At 72.7% G+C, this 18347-nt stretch carries 18 protein-coding genes; 12 read left to right on the forward strand and 6 right to left on the reverse strand.

Annotated features, from left to right (window positions below):
- Positions 1-205 precede the first annotated feature (205 nt).
- A complete protein-coding gene (pgm, locus tag AWQ68_RS14515; protein WP_245655910.1) occupies positions 206-1891 on the forward strand; it encodes a phosphoglucomutase (alpha-D-glucose-1,6-bisphosphate-dependent) in 1686 nt (561 codons plus the stop codon).
- 199 nt (positions 1892-2090) lie between these two features.
- Here the strand turns inward: pgm and AWQ68_RS14520 are convergent, their stop codons facing one another.
- A complete protein-coding gene (locus AWQ68_RS14520; RefSeq protein ID WP_245655911.1) occupies positions 2091-3878 on the reverse strand; it encodes a bis-aminopropyl spermidine synthase family protein in 1788 nt (595 codons plus the stop codon).
- 95 nt (positions 3879-3973) lie between these two features.
- Here AWQ68_RS14520 and AWQ68_RS14525 point away from each other — a divergent pair, with 95 nt between their 5' ends.
- From AWQ68_RS14525 to AWQ68_RS44900, 8 genes are all read left to right on the forward strand, one after another.
- Positions 3974-4888 carry a DUF4429 domain-containing protein gene (locus AWQ68_RS14525; protein WP_066940602.1) on the forward strand — a complete coding sequence of 305 codons (915 nt, stop codon included), beginning with the start codon at positions 3974-3976 and terminating at the stop codon, positions 4886-4888.
- Between the two features lie 229 nt (positions 4889-5117).
- On the forward strand, positions 5118-6164 hold the full coding sequence (locus AWQ68_RS14530; protein ID WP_245655912.1) for a PP2C family protein-serine/threonine phosphatase: 1047 nt from the start codon (positions 5118-5120) through the stop codon (positions 6162-6164).
- Positions 6165-6304: 140 nt separating this feature from the next.
- Positions 6305-6748 (forward strand): CBS domain-containing protein, encoded by a 444-nt coding sequence (locus tag AWQ68_RS14535; RefSeq protein ID WP_066940606.1) that lies wholly within the window; start codon positions 6305-6307, stop codon positions 6746-6748.
- Positions 6745-8037, forward strand: coding sequence for an ArsB/NhaD family transporter (locus tag AWQ68_RS14540; RefSeq protein WP_066940609.1), 1293 nt, complete (start codon positions 6745-6747; stop codon positions 8035-8037). The genes AWQ68_RS14535 and AWQ68_RS14540 overlap by 4 nt, the downstream gene beginning before the upstream one ends.
- Before the next feature lie 73 nt (positions 8038-8110).
- Positions 8111-8695: a hypothetical protein gene (locus AWQ68_RS14545; protein ID WP_066940611.1), complete on the forward strand. Its 585-nt coding sequence runs from the start codon at positions 8111-8113 to the stop codon at positions 8693-8695.
- Positions 8696-9144: 449 nt separating this feature from the next.
- On the forward strand, positions 9145-9732 hold the full coding sequence (locus AWQ68_RS14550; RefSeq protein ID WP_066940613.1) for a copper chaperone PCu(A)C: 588 nt from the start codon (positions 9145-9147) through the stop codon (positions 9730-9732).
- Positions 9733-9737: 5 nt separating this feature from the next.
- Positions 9738-10949 (forward strand): Dyp-type peroxidase, encoded by a 1212-nt coding sequence (locus AWQ68_RS14555; RefSeq protein ID WP_066940615.1) that lies wholly within the window; start codon positions 9738-9740, stop codon positions 10947-10949.
- A 67-nt stretch (positions 10950-11016) separates the two neighbouring features.
- The gene (locus tag AWQ68_RS44900) at positions 11017-12837 is read left to right on the forward strand and encodes an isocitrate lyase/phosphoenolpyruvate mutase family protein (protein WP_066940616.1); all 1821 of its coding nucleotides are present in this window, start codon (positions 11017-11019) and stop codon (positions 12835-12837) included.
- A gap of 46 nt (positions 12838-12883) precedes the next feature.
- On the opposite strand, the gene trxA is transcribed toward AWQ68_RS44900, so the two are convergent.
- The 3 genes from trxA to AWQ68_RS14575 form a co-directional block, all read right to left on the reverse strand.
- Positions 12884-13327 carry a thioredoxin gene (trxA, locus tag AWQ68_RS14565; protein WP_066940618.1) on the reverse strand — a complete coding sequence of 148 codons (444 nt, stop codon included), beginning with the start codon at positions 13325-13327 and terminating at the stop codon, positions 12884-12886.
- 110 nt (positions 13328-13437) lie between these two features.
- Positions 13438-13902, reverse strand: coding sequence for a hypothetical protein (locus AWQ68_RS14570; protein ID WP_066940620.1), 465 nt, complete (start codon positions 13900-13902; stop codon positions 13438-13440).
- A 99-nt stretch (positions 13903-14001) separates the two neighbouring features.
- Complete coding sequence (locus AWQ68_RS14575; protein ID WP_066940622.1) at positions 14002-14250, reverse strand: hypothetical protein; 249 nt, start codon at positions 14248-14250, stop codon at positions 14002-14004.
- A 190-nt stretch (positions 14251-14440) separates the two neighbouring features.
- Between AWQ68_RS14575 and AWQ68_RS14580 the strand changes: the two genes are divergently transcribed.
- Together AWQ68_RS14580 and AWQ68_RS14585 are read left to right on the forward strand one after the other, a co-directional pair.
- Positions 14441-15457 carry a sigma-70 family RNA polymerase sigma factor gene (locus AWQ68_RS14580; protein WP_066940897.1) on the forward strand — a complete coding sequence of 339 codons (1017 nt, stop codon included), beginning with the start codon at positions 14441-14443 and terminating at the stop codon, positions 15455-15457.
- A gap of 7 nt (positions 15458-15464) precedes the next feature.
- The gene (locus tag AWQ68_RS14585; RefSeq protein WP_066940624.1) at positions 15465-16310 is read left to right on the forward strand and encodes a glycosyltransferase family 2 protein; all 846 of its coding nucleotides are present in this window, start codon (positions 15465-15467) and stop codon (positions 16308-16310) included.
- A gap of 5 nt (positions 16311-16315) precedes the next feature.
- Here AWQ68_RS14585 and AWQ68_RS14590 read toward each other — a convergent pair whose 3' ends face one another.
- Positions 16316-16711, reverse strand: coding sequence for a VOC family protein (locus AWQ68_RS14590; RefSeq protein ID WP_066940626.1), 396 nt, complete (start codon positions 16709-16711; stop codon positions 16316-16318).
- Between the two features lie 131 nt (positions 16712-16842).
- Between AWQ68_RS14590 and thyX the strand changes: the two genes are divergently transcribed.
- A complete protein-coding gene (thyX, locus tag AWQ68_RS14595) occupies positions 16843-17625 on the forward strand; it encodes an FAD-dependent thymidylate synthase (protein WP_066940628.1) in 783 nt (260 codons plus the stop codon).
- Between the two features lie 135 nt (positions 17626-17760).
- Here thyX and AWQ68_RS14600 read toward each other — a convergent pair whose 3' ends face one another.
- Entirely contained in the window at positions 17761-18303 is a 543-nt protein-coding gene (locus tag AWQ68_RS14600; RefSeq protein WP_169808919.1) for an RICIN domain-containing protein, read from the reverse strand.
- Between the last annotated feature and the right edge of the window lie 44 nt (positions 18304-18347).

Here is an 18347-nt window from a genome sequence, read left to right on the forward strand (position 1 = left end):
TCTTCTCCGGCCGTTGGCCGTCCCGCGTCGGGACGGGTGCGATGAGAACATCGGGGACGCCGCCGCGAGCGGCTCGTCCACAAGGTGAGGCGCGGGCATCCGGCAGCCGGTGGCGATGCGGCAGACTGACCTGTAGGTCTTGTGAGTGTTCTGTTGTGACCGGCCAACACGCGGGCCAGCGTGGCGGCCCGTGTGAGGGGCCGGCGTGCCGGCCCGCGTGCGGACCGGCGTGAAGGAGCGTGAGAAGCCCATGGCCCATGAGCGCGCGGGACTGCCCGCCCGGCCGTCCGATCTCGTCGACGTGGCCCGTCTCGTCACCGCGTACTACGCGCTGCACCCCGATCCCGAGCAGGTGGGGCAGCGGGTGGCCTTCGGGACGTCGGGGCACCGCGGTTCGGCGCTGAACGCCGCGTTCAACGAGGACCACATCCTCGCCACGAGCCAGGCGATCTGTGAGTTCAGGGCGATGAAGGGCGTGGACGGGCCGCTGTTCCTGGGCGCCGACACGCACGCCCTGTCCGAGCCCGCCCGGGTGTCCGCGCTTGAGGTGTTCGCCGCCAACGGCGTGACCGTGCTGATCGACAGCAGGGACGGCTACACGCCGACCCCGGCCGTCTCGCACGCCATCTTGACCCACAACCGCGGCCGTACGTCCGGTCTGGCGGACGGCGTCGTGGTGACGCCGTCGCACAACCCGCCGGCCGACGGCGGCTTCAAGTACAACCCGCCGAACGGCGGCCCCGCGGACACCGACGCCACCGGCTGGATCCAGGACCGGGCCAACGCACTGATCGCGGGCGGGCTGAAGGAGGTCCGGCGCGTGCCGTACGCACGGGCCCTGGCAGCCGAGACGACCGGCCGGTACGACTTCCTGTCCGCGTACGTGGACGACCTCGGCTCCGTGCTCGACCTGGACGCGATCAGGAACGCGGGCGTGCGGATCGGCGCCGACCCGCTCGGCGGCGCGTCCGTGGCCTACTGGGGAGAGATCGCCGAGCGGCACCGGCTGAACCTGACCGTGGTGAACCCGCTGGTCGACCCGACCTGGCGGTTCATGACGCTCGACTGGGACGGCAAGATCCGGATGGACTGCTCGTCGCCGCATGCGATGGCGTCCCTGATCGCGAACCGTGACGCGTACGACGTGTCCACCGGCAACGACGCCGACGCCGACCGGCACGGCATCGTGACCCCCGACGCCGGGCTGATGAACCCCAACCACTTCCTGGCCGCCGCGATCTCCTACCTGTACGGCCACCGGCCCGGCTGGCGGGCGGCGGCCGGGGTCGGCAAGACACTGGTCAGCAGCAGCATGATCGACCGGGTGGCGGCCGACCTGAACCGGCGCCTGGTCGAGGTCCCGGTCGGGTTCAAGTGGTTCGTCCCGGGGCTGCTCGACGGCTCCCTGGGCTTCGGCGGCGAGGAGAGCGCGGGCGCGTCGTTCCTGCGCCGGGACGGCTCGGTGTGGACCACCGACAAGGACGGCATCATCATGGCCCTGCTCGCCGCCGAGATGCTCGCCGTCACCGGCCGCTCGCCCAGCATGCTCTACGGCGACCTGGTGGCCCGCTTCGGCAACCCGGCGTACGCGCGGGTGGACGCGCCGGCCACTCGCGAGGAGAAGGCGGTGCTGTCGAAGCTCTCCGCCGAGCAGGTCACCGCCGACACCCTGGCCGGCGAGTCGATCAACGAGGTGCTGACGACCGCGCCGGGGAACGGCGCGCCGATCGGCGGCCTGAAGGTCTGCACCGCCAACGCGTGGTTCGCGGCGCGCCCCTCGGGCACCGAGGACGTGTACAAGATCTATGCCGAGTCGTTCCACGGCCCCGAGCACCTCGCCCAGGTGCAGGAGGAGGCCCGCGGGCTGGTGAGCGACGCCCTGCGCGCCTGAACACCCCAGCGCGCCGGATGCGCCAGAACGCAGGCAACCCCTGGGCCTGGACAACCATGCGTCCCACCGGCCTGAACGGGCGAGGCCGACGTCCCTGGACGCGCAAGCCCGACGTGCCGTATTGGCGACCCCGGCGTGCCTGAACACGCGCGCCCGGCGGCCCGGAGACAGACCGGGCGCCGGGCGCGCGTGACGGACGTCAGGACGGTTCGGTCTGTGTCAGCGACGCGGCCACGGCGGCGCGCAGTTCCCGCAGCCGGTGCGCGGGCAGTTCGAGAGGGGTGACGTCGGCCGACCAGGGTGCGACGGCGGCCACGATCGAGCGGGCCTGCTTCTTGGTCGGGCCGCCGGGCAGCCTGGTCAGCGCCTCGCGCCAGGTGTTGGCCAGCTTGCCGTGCGCGTGGTCCAGGATCCGGCGCAGGACGATCTCGACGCGCTCCTCCACGCCGCCCGCGATCGCCTGCCCGCCGGGGACCTCCTCCGGCAACGCGCGTCGCGTCGCGTCCACGACGTTTCCGTGCGCGCTGACGGCGTAGACGGGCGCGAGCGGTTCGGACAGCGCGGAGAGATCGTCCAGGGGCGCGCCCAGGTAGGCGCGCACCTGCGGCGCCCGCGCGGCCAGCAGCAGCCGGGGCAGCGCCGCCTCCAACCCGGCCGGTACGGCGATCGCCACGCGCTCGGAGGCCGCCGCGTACGGCTTGGCCAGCCACGTGGCCAGCTTGGCCCGAGGAGTACGGGGCAGCAGGTCCCTGGGCCACTCACCGACGAGGAGGCCGGGGGCGAACTCCGCGAGCGCGGCGGCGTCCGCGCCGCTCGCCGCCCCCTGGGATTCCACCGACTGCGGGCCGTGAGTGTAGATCGCGGCGGCGAAGCGCTCGGTCCGCGCCGCCACGGCGGGCAGGGTCTTGGTCGTCGGGCGCAGGACATACATGTCGGCGGCCGAGCCGATGGCCTCCGCCCCGAAATACCGGTTGAAATCCGGATACATGGCCTCGTAGGCGAGGTTGAGGTCGTGGAGGGTGCTCTGGACCTTCAACGCCAGCATCGGCGTCCGCTCGCTCGCGCCGTACGCGAGGAGGACCCGGCCCTGCTCCACGTCCCGCAGCCCCTCGCAGGCGCGGGCGACGAACAGGCCGATGCCCTCCGGGGTGTACGGCGGGTCGGTGACGGCCAGGTCCGCGTACCCGTGGACCGAGGGCGGCAGGCCGAGACGCAGATCCGCCCAGCGGGTGCGCACGTCGAGGCCGAGCCGCTCGGCCTGCTCGCCGATGTAGGCCAGGATGCGCTCGTCGATGTCCACGACGGTCACCTCGACGTCCGGACGGAGCAGCGCCACCGCGAGCGAGGTCAGGTCGTGGTCGCCCACGCACAGGAGCCGCGCCCCCGGCAGCCAGAACCGCGCGTCCAGCAGCAGCGCCCGGCGCACGACCGTCTCCGGCGTCGCCGCGACGTGGTCCAGGGCCTGCACGGCGCGGGGCGCGCCCGCGACGAGCCCCTCCATCCGCGCGAGCAGCTCCGCGTGCCGGGGGAGCAGGTGCCCGACCGGGTCGGCGGGCAGCATGGCCAGCGGCCGGCCGGGCGCCCTCAAGCCGGGTTCCATCGAGCCGGGCGCAGCCGGGCGGGGAACTTCCGCGCCGGGGACCGTCTCCCCCGGCGCGGGGCCGGGGGCGCGGGCCGCTTCCGTGGCGGGCGCGGTGAGGGGATCCTCCCCGAGCAGCTCCCGGCAGGCACGGGCCTCCGCGCGGGTCAGCCGGAACCGGTCGCCGGACTGCTCGACCGCGACCTCGCGCAGCAGCGCCTCGACGCCCCGCCTGGAGGTGGCGGTGACCCGGACCAGATCGGCCCGCGTCCACCATCCGCCCTCGCACAGCAGGGCCAACGCCAGGCGGTGGCGCCGCGCGTCCACTCCTGTCAGCAGTGCGCGCAGAGCGTCGCGCCCCGCGTCATGGTCGCCGTGATCCGCGTTCCGGTATGTGCCCTGATCCACCTGGTCACCCTATCGACGGCAACAGGGGCGGCCGTCCCCGTCCGCCTGGCTCGCTCCCGACCGGGACAACCAGACAGACGATCTATCCTGGGTGCATGACGGACGTACTGGTCGGCCACGGCTGCGTGTGGGCTTTTGAAGCGGGGGCTGTACGAATCCGGTACGAGCGGTCACGCAAGGTTCCCCGGCTGCTGCGCGAGCTCGGCGAGCGGCTGATCCCGTACGAGGCGCTCGCCGACGTCACCGTCACGGTCGGCCAGAAGGGCGCGGTCGTGTTGCGCGCGGTGCCCCGGCCGGGCGCCGACCCCGTCGTCGCGGCCGCCGCCGGGCAGCTCGGGGAGAAGCACGACCCCTACCGCCTGGTCCTGCCCCGGGACAAGGAGACCCTGGCGGACTATTACGCGACCGAGATCCGCGGCGCGATCGCCGACCCCGGTCCGGCCCCGGTGTTCCTGGTCGACGCCCCGCCCGCGCCCCGCTCGTTCAAGGCGTGGGACGGCGCGGCCTCCTTCGACGGCCAGACGGTCACGTTCTCCTGGTTCTGGAGCGGCGCGACCACCGTGAAGTACGAGACCGGCGACCAGCGGTTCCATGTGTCCGATCTCGACGGGGTCGAATGGCACGCGCCGCGGCCGCAGGGCGGAGCGCTGCGGCTGAAGGTCCGCGGCGCCGCCGAGCCGCCCAAGCCGGAAGACGACCCGGCCTCGGTGGTCTTCGGCATGCTGTACGGGTCGACCCACGAGTCGCTGCCCTTCGCCGCCGCCGTGCTGGCCGCCGTACGGCGTCAGGGGCACAGCTCCGTGCGACCCGGCACGGCCGCCGCACTCCCCGGAGCACCGCTACCGGACGGCGCGCCTGGCCCGGCCGCTCCGGCCACCGGCGGGCCGCCGCGCGGCGACGCCTCCGACATCGCCGACCGCATACGCAAGCTCGGCGAGCTCCACTCGGCCGGTCTCATCAGCGATGCCGAGTTCCGGGAGAAGAAGGCGGAGCTGCTGGCGCGACTGTGAGAATTCTCCCTTCGGCCTGGCCGCCAACCTGGGCGTCCAGGGGACGTATCGCCTGTTCTCGGGCGACGCCGCTTGTTAAGGTGACGGCGGCGCACGGGGGAGGCTCGGCCGGCGGGCGACCGCGCCCGGCGACATTTCGGAGGCATACAGTGACGCACGTCCAGAGTCGCCGGTCGACATCCACGCCGGCGGCGATCCGTCCCGCACGACGCCGGCTGCCGGAGGGCGCGTGAGCCGAACGCAGCCCCTGATGGCGATGCTGCCCTTCCTGATGATGGGCATCATCGCCACCGCCGACATCCTCGCCGGGTCCCAGTACGTGTTCCTGTCGCTGCTGGCCATCGGCCCGGCGTTCGCGAGCCTGGTGGGCGGCGTCCGCCGTACGGTGCTGATCGGCCTCGTCGCGCTGGTGCTCTCGCTGCTCCTCGCCGTCTACAACGACCTGCTGCGCGCCCCCGAGAGCGACCTGAGCGTCGTCTCGATCTGCGGCGTGACCGCCGCCAGCATCCTCGCCACCGTCGGGCGGCAGCGCCGCGAGCGCGAACTGGCCAACGTGCGCTCGGTCGCCGAGGTCGCCCAGCGCGTGCTGCTGCGTCCGGTGCCCCGGCGGGCGGGCCACCTGCGCGCCGCCGTCTCCTACACGTCCGCGACGGCCGAGGCCCGCATCGGCGGCGACCTGTACGAGGTCGTCACCGGCCCGAGCGGAGTTCGGGTCATCGTCGGCGACGTCCAGGGCAAAGGGCTGGAGGCGGTGGAGACCGCGGCCCTGGTCCTCGGCGCGTTCCGCGAGGCGGCGCACGACGAGCCGGACCTCCTCGGCGTCAGCGCCCGCGTGGAGAAGGCGCTCAACCGGCGGCTGACCGGTGAGGACTTCGTCACCGCGATCCTCGCCGAGGCCCATCCGGAGGGGACGTTGACCCTGCTCAACTACGGGCATCCGGCCCCGCTGATCCTGCGGGCCGACGGCGAGATCGCGTTCGTCGAGCCGGACGTCTGCGCGCCGCCGCTCGGCCTCGCCGTACTGGAGGTGGACGGGCCGACCCCCTACGAGGTCCCGTTCGCGACGGGGGACCAGGTCCTTCTGTACACGGACGGGGTCATCGAGGCGCGCGACCGCGCGGGCCGCTTCTATCCGCTCGCCGAGCGCGCCCACCTGCTCAAGGAGAACGATCCCGAGGCGGCCCTGGAGGCGCTGCGGCTCGACCTCGTCGCGCACGTGGACGCCCCGCTGCACGACGACGCGGCCATGCTGCTGCTGCGCTGCCGCCGGCTGTGACCGGGCCGGATCCCGCGTTCCGCGAGTGCCCGCCGTTCTGGGATCCCCGCTTCCACCGGTGCTTCAGGGCTTGATAGGTTTCCGGGGGGTGAGCCGGGAAGTCTGGTCGGCAGTGCCGTCACCGACCCCGGAGTGCCCCCATGCGAGCTCGTGATCTCGCCGTCGACTTCCCGACGGTCACCCTCGACACGCCGATGGTGGAGGCCGCGCGGTTACTCGCGGACCAGGATCTCCCCGGCCTGATCGTCGTCGACGTCGGCGGTCTCCCGCGCACGGTCCTTCCGGGTACGCAGGTGCTGCGGCTCGCCGTGCCGCGCTACTGCCAGGACGACCCCGCCCTCGCCCGCGTCGTGGACGAGGCGCACGCCGACGCGTTCCTCCGCTCGCTCGCCGGCCGTACCGTCCGGGAATGCCTGCCGGAGGATCCGCGTGAGCTGCCGGTGACCGATCCGGGCGCCACGCTGCTGGAGATCGCCGCCCTCATGGCGCGGACGCGCAGCCCGCTGGTCGCGGTCGTCGAGGACGGACGGCTGTGCGGAGCGGTCACCCTGCAGGCCCTGCTCGACCGGGCGCTCGCTTCATGACCGTCACCGCCTGGCTGTCGGTGGTGGCGTTCGTCTGCACGTACGCGCTGATCGCGACGGAGCGGGTCCACCGCGTGGCGGCGGCGCTCGGCGGCGCCGGGATCATGCTGCTGATCCACGCCACCTCCGCCCCCTCGGCGTTCTTCTCCGAGCACACCGGGATCGACTGGAACGTCATCTTCCTGCTGCTCGGCATGATGGTCATCGTCGGCGTGCTCAAGCAGACGGGCGTCTTCGAATACCTGGCGATCTGGGCCGCGAAGCGGGCACGGGGCCGCCCGTTCCGGCTGCTGGTGCTGCTGGTGGTGATCACCGCGTGCGCGTCCGCGCTGCTGGACAACGTCACGACCGTGCTGCTGATCGCCCCGGTGACGTTCCTCGTCTGCGAGCGGCTCGCGCTCAACGTCGCGCCGTTCCTCATCGCCGAGGCCATGGCGTCCAACATCGGCGGCACGTCCACGCTCGTCGGCGATCCGCCCAACATCATCATCGCCAGCCGGGGCGGGCTCACGTTCAACGACTTCCTCGTCCACCTGGCCCCGCTCGTCGTCGTCCTGATGGTCGCGTTCATCGGTCTGTGCCGGGTGATGTTCCGGAAGGAGTTCCGCTACGACCCCGACCGGGCCGCCGAGATCATGGCGTTGGACGAGCGGGAGGCGATCGCCGACCGCAGGCTGCTGTGGCAGAGCCTCGTGGTGCTCGCCGCGGTGATGGCGGCGTTCGTGCTGCATCCGGTGCTGCACTACGAGCCCTCCGTGGTGGCACTCCTGGGCGCCGGGGTGTTGGTCGCCGCCACCCGGGTCACCACCGAGGAGGCGATCCGCGAGGTCGAGTGGCCGACCCTGGTGTTCTTCGCCGGGCTGTTCGTCATGGTCGGCGCGCTCGTCGAGACCGGCGTGATCGGCAAGATCTCCGAGGCGGCGGTCGGGGCCACCGAGGGCCGTCTCGGGTTCGCGACCATGCTGCTGCTGTGGGCCTCCGCGGCGCTGTCCGGCGTCGTGGACAACATCCCGTACGTCGCGACGATGAGCCCGATCGTGGCCGACCTCGTGCAGGCCAACGGCGGGAACGAGGTGGCGCGGGCGCTGTGGTGGGCCCTGGCGCTCGGCGCCGACCTCGGCGGCAACGCGACCGCCGTGGGCGCCGCCGCCAACGTCGTCGTCCTCGGCATCGCCGCCCGCAACCGCACGCCGATCAGCTTCTGGCAGTTCACCAAGTACGGGTTGATCGTCACCCTGGTCACCGTCGCGATCTGCACGCCGTACCTGTGGTTCCGCTATCTCATGTGACGTGCGGCGGATGATGTGATCTTCGGGGAGCGGTTGGGGGACCGGCCGGTCCCCGTGGGACGATAAAGGCCATATGAGTGCCGTCACCCCGTTCCGGCTTGCGCGCACCACGGCCTTCGCCGTGGTGTGCGTCGTGCTGGGCGTGATCGCGCACCTGTTCGGCGGCGGATCGCTCTCGGGGCCGAGGGTCGCCGCCGCGCTCGCGCTCGCGTTCGCCGCCGCCCTTCCCTGGACCGGGAGGGAGCGCGGCATGGCCGTGATCCTTCCGCTCCTCGGCGGCCTCCAGGTGGCCCTGCACCTGCTGTTCAGCCTCCGGTACGCCGCGCCCGTCGCGGGCGGGCTCGGTGATGCGACGCCGTACGTCGAGGCGGGCGGGCACCTCCACTCCGGGCTGGTGCCGGGCATCGGCATGCTGATCACCCATGGGTGGGCCGTCGGCCTGACGGCGCTGTGGCTCGCGCGCGGCGAGGCCATGCTGTGGTCGCTGCTGCGGCGGCTCGCCGCCCGGCTGTGCCTCCTTCTGGACGTCCTGCTCGTCCCGGCCCCCGTTCCCTTCCACGCCTGCCGTTCCACCGAGCCGGAGATCCTCCGCACCCGGGAGCTGCGGCACGCGGTCACCCGGCGCGGGCCGCCGGCGCTCGCGGCCGCCGCGCTCTGACGCGCGGCACAGCACTCTCCGTACGGGATTCGCCGGACGGCGCCTCTCGCGAGCCCGTTTTCCGGGGCCGACCGCGGATCGTATCCGGTGCGCACCCGCACCGGCCGCGCCCCCGGACGGCCTGACTCGGGAACGGCCGGTCCGACTCGCACGCGCCGGGTCCGTGGCACGCCTGGCTCGCGGGCTCCCGCCGCGCGATCCTCTCCCGGCGTTCCCCGACCGGCCGGCTCGTCCCGGCTCGTCGTGACCGCTCCGTCGCCCCGGCGGCGTACGCGTTGACCGCGCGTCCCGTCCGCCGTCGGCGTGCCGAGCGGCCCGTCCACCTGCATCGAAGACTTTCGCGATCCCGCCCTGCCGCGGATCGCTCCCAACGACAACCACCACGGACCGGTACGGCACAGCCGCGGCACACCCGGCACGCCGTACCCGGTCGAAGAAAGGCAACCGCAATGCTCCTTCGTCGCATCGCACCCGCCGCCGTCCTCATCGCCGTGGTCAGCGCCTGCGGCTCGCAGCCCGCGGCGCAGCCGGAGACCCGGGCCGCGGCCCAGACCGCTCCTCAGACCACCCCGGCGCCGTCCGGACAGGCCGCGATCTCCGTGACCGACCCGTGGGTGAAGAGCACCGAGTCCGGCATGACCGCGGCCTTCGGCACCCTGGTCAACGACGGCGACACCGAGGTGACCGTGCTGTCCGCGACCTCCCCGCTCTCGCCCGACGTCGAGCTGCACGAGGTCGTCGACTCCGGCGGCAAGATGGTCATGCGTCCCAAGGAGGGCGGCTTCACGATCCCGGCCCACGGCACGCACCAGCTCGAACCGGGCGCCGACCACATCATGCTGATGGGCGTCACCAAGCCGGTGAAGCCCGGCGACCAGATCTCCTTCACGCTCACCCTGAAGGACGGCGGGAAGCTGGAGTTCACCGCCATCGGCAAGGACTTCGCCGGCGGCAAGGAGAACTACCAGCCCGGCATGGACCACGGCGCCGGCGATGATCACGGCGCGAGCGGCGACACCGGCAAGGACCACGGCTGATCGACATGCGTGAACCCCGACTGAGCCGGAGGGGACTGCTCGCGGGAGGCGCCGCCACCGCGGTCGGCGCCCTCGCCGCGTGCGCGCCCTCCGGAACCCCCACCGCCGCCACCGCGGCGGCGACCGCCGCCCTCGCGTCCGCGGGTACGGCGGTGGAGCCCTTCCACGGCAAGAACCAGAGCGGCGTCGCCACGATCCCGCAGACGTACGCCGCCTTCCTCGGCCTGGACCTGCGCAAGGGCATGGACAAGGAGGCGATCGGCCGCCTGATGCGGCTGCTCACCGACGACGCCCGCCGCCTCACCCAGGGGCGGGCGGCCCTGGCCGACGTCGAACCGGAGCTCGCGGTCGACCCGGCCCGGCTGACTGTCACGTTCGGGTTCGGCCCCGGGCTGTTCACGGCGGCCGGGGTCGAGCACCTGCGGCCCAAGGCGGTGGCGCCGCTGCCCGCGTTCTCCGTCGACCGGCTGGAGAAGCAGTGGAGCGACGGCGACCTGCTGGTGCAGATCTGCGCCGACGACGGCGTCACGCTCTCCCACGCCCTCCGCATGATCGTGAAGGACGCGCGGGCGTTCGCCAAGGTGCGCTGGACCCAGCGGGGGTTCCGCAGGAGCCCGCAGGTCCAGGCCCCAGGCACGACGCAGCGCAACCTCATGGGCCAGCTCGACGGGACCGTCAACCCGGCGCCGGGCACGGCGGACTTCGACCGCGCGGTCTGGATCAGCGACGGTCCCGAGTGGCTGCACGGCGGCACGACCCTCGTGCTGCGGCGCATCCACATGGACCTGGAGACCTGGGACGCCGCGGACCGGGTCGGCAGGGAGTTCAGCGTGGGACGCCGTCTCGACAACGGCGCGCCCATCACCGGCGACGCCGAGCACGACGAGCCGGACTTCGAGAAGCTCGGCCCCACCGGGTTCCCCGTCATCTCCGAGTACGCCCACATCAGGCGGGCGCACGTCCAGGACCCGGGACTGCGGATCTTCCGGAGGCCGTACAACTACGACGAGGGCGTCACCGCGGACGGCACGTCCTCCTCCGGGCTGCTGTTCGCGTCGTACCAGGCCGACATCGACCGCCAGTTCGTCCCCGTGCAGCGGAAGCTCGCGGAGGCCGACCTGCTGAACGCGTGGACGGTTCCGATCGGCTCCGCCGTCTTCGCGATCCCGCCAGGCTGCGCTCCCAACGGCTGGGTCGGGGACACGCTGCTCGGCTGACGCCGCCCGTCCTCCTCCCGGGACGTTTCGGCCGCTGACGAAACGTCCCGGGCCTAGCGTCGAGGGCATGACAGCAGCGACGTCGCCCCGGTTCGAGGGCGGGCAGTGGGTCATCAGCCGGTACGCGGACGTGTGCGCGGTGCTCTCCGACGACCGCTTCGCGGTTCCGGAGGCGCCGCCCGGCGAGCCGGGCATCGAGTCCGGCATCGAGTCCGGCATGGGGTGGCTGCGCGGCGCGGTCAGCCGCTTCGCCAACGGCCGCAGGCACGCCGAGGGGCGCCGCGCCGCCGTCGCGGCGCTCACGCCGCTGGAGCCCGTACGGCTGCGCGAGGCGGCCCGGGGGCGGGCGGGCGCGGCGCTGCGGGGCGGCGCGCCGCTCGACGCGGTCGCCAGGCGGGTCCCCGTGGCCGTGCTGGCGGACGCGCTGTGCGGTGACTCGGGGAGCGACCCGGATGAGGTGGCCGATCTCGTGGGCGTGATCGCCGACGCGTACTTCCCCGGGACCGGGCCGGACGCCCCGGCGGACGCGGCCCTGGAACGCCTGGCCGACCTGCTGTGCTCATCGCCCTCGCTTCGCTCGCGCGGGCTCGGGGCGCCCTTGAGGCTTCCGCCGGGACGTTCCGAGGCCGGGACGCTCGCCACGACGGTCATGCTGCTGGTCCAGGCGTGCGACTCCACCGCCGGACTGATCCGCAACGCCGCCCGGCGCCTGACGGGCCGGCCCGATCCGGCCGCGATCGACGAGCTGCTGGAGGAGACGCTGCGGCTCGACCCGCCGCTGAAGGCCATGCGCCGGGTGGCCACGGAACGGGTGACGCTGGGCGGTGCGGTCATCGAAGCGGGTACGGCGGTCGTGCTCGACGTGCCCACCGCCACCAGGGACGCCCCGGCGTCTCCCGGCGCGGCTCATCTCACCTTCGGTCACGGGCTCCGGCCCTGCCCCGGCGACCGGATCGCCCTGTCCCTGGCCGCCGGCGTCCTGGAGGCCGTCGCGGATGCCCGCCGTACCGCGGGGAGGCCGGGGGAGCGGGCCTTCGCCGCGTTCCGGGAGATGCACCATGGACCGGCTCCCCTGGTATTGCCGAACGCGTGGGACTACGCGTCGGCGGCGGCGCTGGCCCGGGCCGGGTTCGCGGCGGTGGGAACGACGAGCCTGGGCGTGGCGGCCGTCGCCGGAAAGCCGGACGGTGAGGGGGCCACCAGGGGCGAGACGGTCGCGCTGGCCCGACGGCTGGCACGGGTGCCCTGCCTGGTGAGCGTGGACATCGAGGGCGGGTTCGGCGGCACGCCGAGCCAGGTGGCGGACCTGGCGGCGGAGCTGGCCGCGTTCGGCGTGGTCGGGGTGAACCTGGAGGACGGACGGCCCGACGGTCGCCTCGCCCCCGTCGCCGTCATGCAGGAGACGGTCGCGGCGATCAAGGAACGGGTGCCCGGCATGTTCGTCAACGCCCGTACGGACACGTTCTGGCTCGCCACGACCTCGACGGGAGACGAGGCCGGGGCGGCGGAGGACCGGCCCCGGCACGGTGATCAGGTCGCGGGGGAGGGGCCGAGCGGGGCCGAGAAGCTGGACGAGGCCCTGCGCAGGTGCCGGGCGTACGCGGAGGCGGGGGCCGACGGCGTCTTCCTGCCCGGCGTCGCCGAAGCGGAGCACATTCGGGCGCTCGTCGGCGGAACGGGAGTGCCGCTCAACGTCCTGTTCCTGCCCGCCAGGCACACCGTGGCCGGGCTGGCCGAACTGGGCGTACGGCGGATCAGTTGCGGCTCCCTGCTGTACCGGGCGGCGCTGGGTGCGGCCGTCACGACCGCGCTCGCCGTCGCGGAGGGCGGCCCGGTGGCCGCCGGCCTCCCCGGCTACGCGGAGGTCCAGGCACTCCTGAACGAGTGACCTGCCGCCGCCCGGACGCGTCTCCGCGCACGGCGGCGCGGCGAGATCATCGGGCCAGCGCGTCGCCGACCCATTCGCGCAGCTCCGGCGGCGGAGCCGCGCCCCTCTGCCGGCTGACGACCTGCCCCTGCTTCATCACGACGAGGGTCGGGATGGCGTGGACGCCGAAGCGCTCGGACAGCCTGTACGCCTGGTCCACGTTCACCTTCACGAGCTTGAGCCGTCCGGCGAACTCCTCCGCGAGCCGCTCGAGCGCCGGGGTCACCATGCGGCACGGCGCGCACCACTCGGCCCAGAAGTCGACCACGACGGGGATCTGCGCGGCTTCGGCGATCTCGGTGAAGTCGTCGTCCCCCGCGTCGGTGACCCAGGGCAGGGGCTCGTGGCAGTGGCCGCAGCGCGGAACCCCCGAGGCGGCGCTGGGCACCCTGTTCTTCCGCTCGCAGTGCACGCACTGCACGACGCCCGATTCCGTGACCTGGGAGGACATTCGCGTGCCTCCGGATGCTCGTCCGTGCCGATCCAGCCCTGCTTACCCGCCACAAAATGGGATAAACGGCGATATATACCCCAGCGACGATCCGACCGCGCCGTGCGTGGTCACTTCGACAGGTAGAGCGTCTTCCAGGTCCCCGCGTAGAGGCAGGTGAGGGACGGCTTCTTCGCCTTGCCCTCGGCGCAGACCTTGAGCTCGACCTGGTAGACGTCCTGCCGGGTGAACGAGAACGCCAGCGGCGTGCCGTACGTGCAGTCGCGGAAGCTGCGGTGGACGAAGGGCAGGCCGCCCTGCGCGTCGCGGTACGTGATGCGGAAGACCGCCCAGCCGCAGGTCGCGGATGACCTGGTCAGGTCGTACACCTTGCCGGAGATCCGGACGAGGGCGGCCGTGGGGATGTCGGCGTGGTCCTCATCCTCGGCCTGCACGGTGCCGACCGCCTTGGCCTTGCCGCCCGGGGCGGCGTACGGACCCCACGAGGTGCCGGACGCGGCCTGGGCGGCGAGCGGCGCGGCGGCGAGGAAGGCGGTGGTCAGGGCCAGACCGGCGAGAGTGCGGGTGAGCTTCATGGGAGGGGTCCTTTCGTGCTGCGGTTGCCCGCAGTCTGGAACGGCCCGCTTTCAATTCCCTTGACGACTCACTGCACGCCGGTGTCCGGCGGCCGCCGATCACGCCCCCAGGTCGTGGACGACGTTGTCGAGACGCTCCGCCAGCAGGTCGAGCTGCTGATCGGTGATCGTGTCCCCGTGGAGCTGCGCGGTCAGGTCCTTGCGGCGGATGATGACCAGCGCCTGGTGCGCGTCGTCGATCTCCCCGGGCGGGAGGACCATGCAGTCGCCGCGGACGAACACCAGCGCCGCGTCCGGGTCCGGCGCCTCGATCAGATGCCGGACGCACTCCCGATCGATGAAGGCCATGGCGATCCTCCTTCTCCGTCCTCGGCGCCGCCCGGAGGCGGCCGTCCTGTCTGCCTGCGGTCCGCTACCCGACTGTGCCGGGCGAAACTCGCCGGAGGAGAATGGCCGGGAGGGCCATGGGTAGGCGACCACGAGGAGCAACCCGGGAGCCGCCTGGGAAGGACGCCTCGGTGGCGAAGAGGTGACCAGGATGCGCGGACATGCGGGCACCGGCCGCGCGGAGCCGTACGAGCCCTATGACGAGCAGGACCTGCTCGGCCAGTACCTGAGCCAGATCGGCAGAACGCCGCTGCTCAGCGCCCAGGAGGAGGTGGACCTCGCCCGGCGCATCGAGGCGGGGCTGTACGCGCGGCATCTGCTTGATGAGACAAGCGCCGGCGACCCGGAGGATCAGGGGCACGAGGGCGCGCGGGTCCCCGCCCAGAGATCCTCCGAGGGCGAGCAGGCCCGGCTGGAGGAGCTGCGGGAGATCGTCCAGGACGGCGAGGCGGCCAAGGACCACATGCTGCGCGCCAATCTCCGGCTGGTCGTCGCCGCGGCCAAGAAGTACGGCCATCGCGGCTGGCCGCTCCTGGACGTGATCCAGGAGGGGAATCTGGGCCTGATCAGGGCGGTCGAGAAGTTCGACTACGCCAAGGGCTTCAAGTTTTCGACGTACGCCATGTGGTGGATCCGGCAGGCCATCGAGCGCGGCCTGGCCGACAAGAGCCGGACGGTGCGGCTGCCGGTGCACGTCCTCGAACAGCTCTCCAAGGTGACCAGGGCCGAGCGCCACCTCGAAGGCCATCTGGGCCACGAGCCCACCGAGGAGGAGATCGCCGCGGCCTCCGGGCAGACCGTCGAGGCGCTCGCCGAGCTGCGCCGCCTCGCCCACGACACGGTCAGCCTGGACATGGTGGTGGGCGAGGACGGCGAGACCCGGATCGGCGACCTGATCGCCGACGCCGAGGTGGTCCCTGTCTCGGAGGTGCTGGAGTGCCGGGTGCTGGCCGAGCAGCTCCGCTCCCTCGTCGACACGCTGCCGGACCGCGAGGCGTACATCCTCACCCTCCGGTACGGCCTCGGCGACGGGAAGACGCACACCTACCAGGAGATCGGCGACCGGCTCGGGCTCACCCGCGAGCGGATCCGTCAGCTCGAACGGCAGGCCTTGCGGTCGCTCCGCCAGCCGGAGCACATCGAGCCGCTCCTGTCCTGGACGGGCTGAGCGCCGGGTGCCCGCGCCACCGTCCGCGCGCGTCACCGTGGTGGTCGCCACCCGCGACCGCCGCGCCGACCTCGCCCGCTCGCTGCCCCGTCACGAGGCGCACGTGATCCTCGTGGACAACGGCTCGACGGACGGCTCCCCCCGGTTCGTACGGGAGCGGTTCCCGCGGGTCGAGGTGGTCGAGCTGGGGCGGAACAGGGGCGCCCCGGCCAGGAACGTCGGCGTGCTGCGGGCGCGCACCCCCTACGTGGCCTTCGCCGACGACGACTCCTGGTGGGCTCCCGGCGCGCTCGACCGGGCGGCCGAGATCATGGACGCCCATCCGCGCCTCGCCGTACTGGCCGGGCGCGTCCTGATCGGGGAGGACGGGCGGCTCGACCCCATATGTGGGGAAATGGCCGCCTCGCGCCTCGGCGCGGAGCCCGACCTTCCCGGGCCCAGCGTGCTCGGCTTCCTGGCCTGCGGCGCGGTCGTGCGCCGCGACGCCTATCTCGCCGCCGGAGGCTTCGACGACGTCGTCTTCTTCTTCGGGGAAGAGGAGCGCCTGGCGGTCGATCTGGCCGCCGCCGGGTGGGGCCTCGCCTACGTCGAGGACGTCGTCGCCCACCATCACCCGTCCCCGTCCAGGGATCCGCGCGGCCGGCAGGCGCTCGCCGTACGGAACGCGTTGCTCACCGCCGTGCTGCGCCGCCCCTGGCGGGTGGTCGTCACCGGGGCGCTGGCCGCCCTGCGCGACGGTCCGGCAGGTCGGCGCGGTGTGCGGGACGCCGTCGGCAGGCTCCCGGTGGCGCTGGCACGGCGGCGCCTCCTTCCGCCGTCCGTGGAGGCGGCGCGGAGCCTGCTCGACCGGTGAGCCGGTCACCTGACGTCCCGCCGCAGCGGATGATCAGGAGGAACCTCGACCAGGACGATCCGCACGCCGTCCGGGTCCTCGATCCACATCTCGACGAGCCCCCACGGCTCCGTACGCGGCGGCCGCAGCACGGTGACGCCCGCCTCCCGCAGCCGGACGTGCTCCGCGCGCACGTCCCGCACCTGGAGCCAGAGCTCCACGCGGGCCCGGTCCGCCTCGGCGGTGGCCTCGGGACGGCCGGACACCTCGAGGAGGCCCTGCCCGAGGAAGAAGACGATGCCCCGACCGCTTGGAGGGCCGAACTCGCGATAGACGGCCAGCCCCAGCACCTCGCCGTAGAAGCGATGGCTCGCCTCGAGGTCCCGCGGGCGGATCAGCACCCGGCTGCTCAGCACTTCCATGCGACGCATCATGCCCACCGGCCCCGAACTGCCACAGCTCCGGCCTCCGATCGGGGGTCCCCCGGTTTCGTCCCAGGTCAGAAGGCTGATTTCCTTGGACCGTCACATCCGCTGATACATGAGGATCAACCATGCGCAGCGTCGAACCGGAGGTCTTCCTCGTCGCCAGGCCCGAGCTGGACTACGACGAGCTCGCCCGCTACCTGCGGGAGATCGGAGGCGAGACCTGGTTGGAGCGGCTGGAGCGGGGCGAGTTCGACGCGCAGAACCTCGCCGAGTTCGCCGGACGCCTGTGCTACCGGTCCTTCGAACCGGGCCTCAACGCCAACGTCACCCGGATCAGGAAGGACCAGGACGCCTACCTGCGCAACATCCTCGCCAGCGCGCACGGCTCGGTCCTCGAGCACATCAGCTTCAGCTTCGTGCTGCACAACGTCAGCCGGGTGTTCACCCACGAGCTGATACGGCACCGCCCCGGCGTCGCCATCTCGCAGGAGTCCCTCCGCTACGTCCGGCTGTCGGAGATCCCGTTCTGGTTCCCGGAGTGGGCCAAGGAGGACCGCGAGCTGATGAAGCGCGCAACGGCCCTGCTCGACCAGCTCGAGGAGTTCCAGACGTGGATGGCCGAGCACTTCCACCTGGACGACGAGGGGGTGCCCTTCCACGAGAAGAAGCACCGCACCTCGTTCATGCGCCGGTTCGCGCCCGAGGGCGTCGCCACCGGCCTCGTCTGGACCGCCAACGTCCGCACTCTCCGCCACACCATCGAGGCGCGTACGGCCGCCGGGGCCGAGGAGGAGATCCGCCTCGTCTTCGGCCGCATCGGCGAGATCATGAAGGAGGAGGCCCCCGCCCTCTTCGGCGACTACGTCGTCGAGGACGGCGCCTGGGTCCCCGGCTGGCGGAAGGTCTGACCCACTCCCGGAAAGAACGTCCGGTAGGGCGGTGCATCCCCGCGGGGCCGCCACGGCCGGCCGAGGGGCGTGCCGTCGTGCTCCTACTGTTGGCCCGGATCGGCCATTTGCCGCGATCCGGGCCAACGAGGCGTGTCAGCCCATGTTCTTGATCTGGCCGTTCTGGACGACCCACTTCAGGTTCGGCGAGGGGTTGGTGCAGTCGCGCCAGAGGTAGGCGGGCACCTTGATCTGGGAGTTGTCCCCGCCGCTGTCCAGGCAGTAGCCCGTGGCGACGTTCTTGATCTGGCCGTTCTGGACGACCCACTTCAGGTTCGGCGAGGGGTTGGTGCAGTCGCGCCAGAGGTAGGCGGGCACCTTGATCTGGGAGCTGTCCCCGCCGCTGTCCAGGCAGTAGCCCGTGGCGACGTTCTTGATCTGGCCGTTCTCGATGACCCACTTCAGGTTCGGCGAGGGGTTGGTGCAGTCGCGCCAGAGGTAGGCGGGCACCTTGATCTGGGAGCCGTCCCCGCCGCTGTCCAGGCAGAAGCCGGTGGCCCACCGCCCGTGTGCGGCGGGGTGACCGGTCGAGGTCGCGGCCAGGGAGGTGCCACCGGCGGCCGTCAGCGCGAAAGCGGTCAGCGCTGCGAGGGTGGCAGCCCTGGAGCGTCGGACGGTCGTGGGTACGGCTAGTCGCATGAAGACTCCGATCTTCGGTTGCCGATGAGCCGGCATGTCTGTGC

The organism is Microtetraspora fusca (genome assembly GCF_001570365.1).
GTDB classification, from domain to species: Bacteria; Actinomycetota; Actinomycetes; order Streptosporangiales; family Streptosporangiaceae; genus Microtetraspora; species Microtetraspora fusca.

Excerpts from the sequence above, each read along its gene's own strand:
- AWQ68_RS14525 (WP_066940602.1), top strand. The coding sequence starts at position 3,974 with ATGACGGACGTACTGGTCGGCCACGGCTGCGTGTGGGCTTTTGAAGCG.
- AWQ68_RS14535 (WP_066940606.1), top strand. The coding sequence starts at position 6,305 with ATGCGAGCTCGTGATCTCGCCGTCGACTTCCCGACGGTCACCCTCGAC.
- AWQ68_RS14540 (WP_066940609.1), top strand. The coding sequence starts at position 6,745 with ATGACCGTCACCGCCTGGCTGTCGGTGGTGGCGTTCGTCTGCACGTAC.
- AWQ68_RS14545 (WP_066940611.1), top strand. The coding sequence starts at position 8,111 with ATGAGTGCCGTCACCCCGTTCCGGCTTGCGCGCACCACGGCCTTCGCC.
- AWQ68_RS14550 (WP_066940613.1), top strand. The coding sequence starts at position 9,145 with ATGCTCCTTCGTCGCATCGCACCCGCCGCCGTCCTCATCGCCGTGGTC.
- AWQ68_RS14555 (WP_066940615.1), top strand. The coding sequence starts at position 9,738 with ATGCGTGAACCCCGACTGAGCCGGAGGGGACTGCTCGCGGGAGGCGCC.
- AWQ68_RS44900 (WP_066940616.1), top strand. The coding sequence starts at position 11,017 with ATGACAGCAGCGACGTCGCCCCGGTTCGAGGGCGGGCAGTGGGTCATC.
- trxA (WP_066940618.1), bottom strand. The coding sequence starts at position 13,327 with ATGTCCTCCCAGGTCACGGAATCGGGCGTCGTGCAGTGCGTGCACTGC.
- AWQ68_RS14570 (WP_066940620.1), bottom strand. The coding sequence starts at position 13,902 with ATGAAGCTCACCCGCACTCTCGCCGGTCTGGCCCTGACCACCGCCTTC.
- AWQ68_RS14575 (WP_066940622.1), bottom strand. The coding sequence starts at position 14,250 with ATGGCCTTCATCGATCGGGAGTGCGTCCGGCATCTGATCGAGGCGCCG.
- AWQ68_RS14580 (WP_066940897.1), top strand. The coding sequence starts at position 14,441 with ATGCGCGGACATGCGGGCACCGGCCGCGCGGAGCCGTACGAGCCCTAT.
- AWQ68_RS14590 (WP_066940626.1), bottom strand. The coding sequence starts at position 16,711 with ATGGAAGTGCTGAGCAGCCGGGTGCTGATCCGCCCGCGGGACCTCGAG.
- thyX (WP_066940628.1), top strand. The coding sequence starts at position 16,843 with ATGCGCAGCGTCGAACCGGAGGTCTTCCTCGTCGCCAGGCCCGAGCTG.
- AWQ68_RS14600 (WP_169808919.1), bottom strand. The coding sequence starts at position 18,303 with ATGCGACTAGCCGTACCCACGACCGTCCGACGCTCCAGGGCTGCCACC.